The 4,185-nt window shown below is 34.8% G+C and carries 2 protein-coding genes; both read right to left on the reverse strand.

What is annotated here, in order from left to right; genetic code table 11:
• Positions 1 to 540: 540 nt before the first annotated feature.
• Positions 541 to 3,462 carry an Ig-like domain-containing protein gene (locus C9J46_RS21080; RefSeq protein WP_107291477.1) on the reverse strand — a complete coding sequence of 974 codons (2,922 nt, stop codon included), beginning with the start codon at positions 3,460 to 3,462 and terminating at the stop codon, positions 541 to 543.
• A 21-nt stretch (positions 3,463 to 3,483) separates the two neighbouring features.
• Entirely contained in the window at positions 3,484 to 4,059 is a 576-nt protein-coding gene (locus tag C9J46_RS21085) for an outer membrane beta-barrel protein (RefSeq protein ID WP_107291478.1), read from the reverse strand.
• Positions 4,060 to 4,185 lie beyond the last annotated feature (126 nt).

Consider the following 4,185-nt stretch of genomic DNA (forward strand, 5'->3'; position numbering starts at 1 on the left):
CGATTAATTAACACCAGAGCGATTAATTAACACCAGAGCGATTAATTAACACCAGAGCGATTAATTAACACCAGAGCGATTAATTAACACCAGAGCGATTAATTAACACCAGAGCGATTAATTAACACCAGAGCGATTAATTAACATCAGATCAGTTACCTTTTAAAGTGAATAATTAAAAACCATATTTTTTGTATGTCTTTATTATAACAACCAGTTATCATAAATCAACTAAACATACCTTTAATGAATAATTCATCATTGTAATATGATATTAACCTCAATATTTTTGCAACAATGTAAATAACAATACAATCATTAGCGTTAAGTTAATATGTGATTTTTAATATATATACCTCCGACACTCATTATATTTAGTTAATACATACGTAAAAACAATCATCTAATATTCACGATTTACTAAAATCACACTTAAATATAATACTTTGACCATTAATTATTATTTAATATAGAAAATAAAACGGTTTATTTATAGATGAACTAGCTACATTAATGGGCATTATCATAGGTATACTAATTTCAATATGACTCAAAAATAGATGTTTCTCTAAGTGAAAACGAATTAGGATCTGGCATAAATTCTGAATCAACAGTACTCGTATCACCACCAAAATAATCTCGTCCCCAGCTTACGACTTCTCCATTATCTTTTAGTGCAGCAAAAGCAAATAATGTTGCTTGAATATGAATTACGCCAGACTTTAAGCGTGAAACTAAATTAGCATTTTCTGTAGGTTCAGTTACACCATCAGTTGATGTAATTAAACCGCCGCCATGATTATATCCCCATACCACGACAGAACCGTCACTTTTAATAGCGGCAAATGCTTCCCTGTTACCCACAATATCTTTAACACCTGAAATCAATTCGGAACTCACACTACTTGAGTCACCACCTGCAGATACATCTCCCCAAGTGACGACTGAACCATCATTTTTAATTGCGGCAAATGCATGTGTTGTACTAGAGATTGCTTTAATATCAGTTAAGTTTACACCTGTATTATTTTTGCCGCCGCAGCTTTCATCACCCCAAACAATAACGCTTCCATCTTGTTTTAAGGCTGCAAAAGCAGATGACGTGGAGAAAATATCAACAACACCAGAAGATAAATGATGTTCGAGCCCATTAATATCCGCCCCCTCATCTGTATTACCCCATACCTGCACCGAGCCATCTTTCATTACTGCAGCATATGCAGAGTCGGTTGTATGAACAGATACAATATCATCACCGTTAAGAGGCGTACCAGTTGCGGAACTAAAAGTAATCTCATTCGCTGACGTCTCTCCACCTGACCAAGTGAAGATTCTCCCCGTTGAAGTCACTGCGGTAAAACCAGGACGTCTTTTCCAAATTGAGTCCTGCTTTCCTGAATCATAAACTTTCACAACATCATTAAGTTTTAATACTGTCGGGTTTGCACTAACATCCCAAGACACAAGGTCGTCACCTTTTAGTGCAGCGAAAGCATTTTCAGCAGAAAAAATTACGTCAATACCTTCAGGGACCTCTTCTTCAACGACTTTGGTATAGCTTCCGTCATAATTAGGGTCATACCATGTATAAACTTTACCAAATGGTATCTCACCAGTGTCATCATAAAAATCTAAACCCGTTACACAAGCAAATGCAAAACGTGATGCGACACAATCTTTAATATAATAAAGTTTATTAGTACCGAAATTTGGATCATATATCCCCATCTCGCCACCATGCCGAATATCTCCCCATGCATTGACAGGAGCTTTCACCCAACCATCAGCATCGTATTCAGGTACATAAACATAAGCCATTTGCGTTGCAACGAGTTTGTATTCGGCTCCTGATCTTGGCATATATTGGTCTTTAGCGCCTAATGTTTCAGCTCCCCAACCAATAAAATCTGATGAAGAAATAAAAGGATCTAAAGAAGGGCTTTTAGACGCTATGAATGAATAATGATTGCTATGGATCTGATTGACAGTGGCTATAGAGTAAATTGAATACTCAGAACTAGATTTTTGTCCATACTCATCAACACCAACAACCTCTAATTTAACTGCGTGATTTATATCTTCTGGTTGTAATGTATAAGATTCATCAGTCCCGACCACTTTTCCATTAATGATCCATTGATATTCATAACTATCGCAATGCCTTTCACAATATAAAGAAGAAGTTAGTTCGGCACCAGGTTCATAACTCGCCCCACCTAAATCAAGACCTATATATGTTAATGTTGGCTTTTCAGGTGGTACAACATTAACAATTATATTGCCTGTTTGTTTTTTATTCGGGTTATTTGGATCAGCCATGGTATAAGATAAAATATCTTGCCCGTACTTATTTTCAGACGGATTATAGGTAAATTCACTTCCGTTAATTGAAACTGAGCCTAACTTTTCGTTAGTAATTTCTTGGATCTTATTGATGGATGAACCATCACCCAAAGAAAATGTTTTTGATTCACCCGCATCAACATACAGAATAATATCTTTCGTGACGGGAGCAGGTAAAGAGAGATCGATAACAACCTTTCCTTTGAATGTCTGGCCCGTATCATTATTCGTCATTGTGTAAAATATAATATCTTCACCTGATTTTCCGGCGATAGATTTATAGGTAAAACGACTACCAGAAAAGCTAATTGTACCTAATTTTTCACCATAAATTGTGTCTATTGAAATATTAGATGGGCCAGAATTCAATGAGATTATTTTCTCGGTTCCAGTAACCATAGAAACAAAATAGTCTTTTGTAATTGGCACCAAAGGTTCAGGTTTATCGTTAATTACATTAATGGAAATGGTACCTGATACAACCTTACCGTTACTATCTGTCGTAACATAAGAAAGTATGTCTTCACCATCAGCATTAATATTGGGTGTATAGGTAATTTGATTCCCATTTGTAGATATACGACCTAGCGATCCCCCTGATAATGAATCAATAACAGTACCTTTACTTCCAAGACTAAATGATTGAGTTGCAGACGACGCCATATAAATAATGAGATCTCGCGTATGAACTTCAATAATATCAGGTGTAATTGGTGAGCCAGAAGAAGGCTCATTAGTTATTTTGATATAGCCTATCGTCGACGATGTACCATCAAAAACATTGTAAGGTATAACCTGCTCACCAATAAATCCATTAGGAATATAAGTTAAGTTATGATTCGATAATTCATATGTACTAGGGCTTTTAATTTGAAAGTTTTTTCCAATGCTAACAATTAAATGCTTCTGTTCTGTATCAAGGTCTGAAAATAAATTATTAAGATTTAGTGTTATCGCTTTTTGATTAAAGGTAATAATTTCATAATCTTTAGTAATTGGTGGTAAAAACTCAGAAGTATCGTTGCCATTGTTCGAAGGTTTTTCCTGATCGAGAAAACCATCATCTTCGCCACCACACGCTGTTAATAATATAACTAAAGGTATACACGACTTTTTCATAGTACGCTCTTCCTTGTACTTTTAAAATACCCAACTTACGCCCATAGAAACTAATTGATGATCGGTATGCCCTATATCATTATTTCCCATTGATTCCGTACGTTGATATTCCAACTTAATATTCAATCGTGAATTTATATAATAGCGAATACCTGCGCCATATACGGGTGAAAAACCTGTAGCAGTACCTTCTCTTAAACCTTTACTTTTACCTGACCATGCAGCAACACCTGCACTCAAAAATGGGTAGAAATCATTTAAATAATTGCCAATAATTCCTTTTAAAACTAATTGTTGAAAGTTACCTTTAATATTTCCTAATGGATATGATGCATTTCCCTCACCAAAGTATTGGTACGCAACTTCAGTTGATAAATACCGATTAAATTGATAACCAACATGCGTGCCAAACGCCCAATGATCTTGATCAACAGATAAAGCATGTTCATCTCCAGCGTTGGTATAACTTCCTTTGCCGATATCTAGTCCTACAAACCAATTATTAGAAACATTATTGGTATCAGCAAATGCAGTAGGAAAAAATAAAATTAAAGATGAGTATAAAATCATCGGTCCATATATTTTCAAGTTATTCATAATAATCCTTTTAATTTATGAACTAATATAACTCTCACCTAGAAAATACTATATTTGCGAATAAAAACAAGTTGCATATCAATAATAATCTTATGTCAACATCTTTAATAGAAGCAATCTCAAACT

This window comes from Photobacterium sp. GB-36 (genome assembly GCF_003026135.1).
GTDB lineage: Bacteria > Pseudomonadota > Gammaproteobacteria > Enterobacterales > Vibrionaceae > Photobacterium.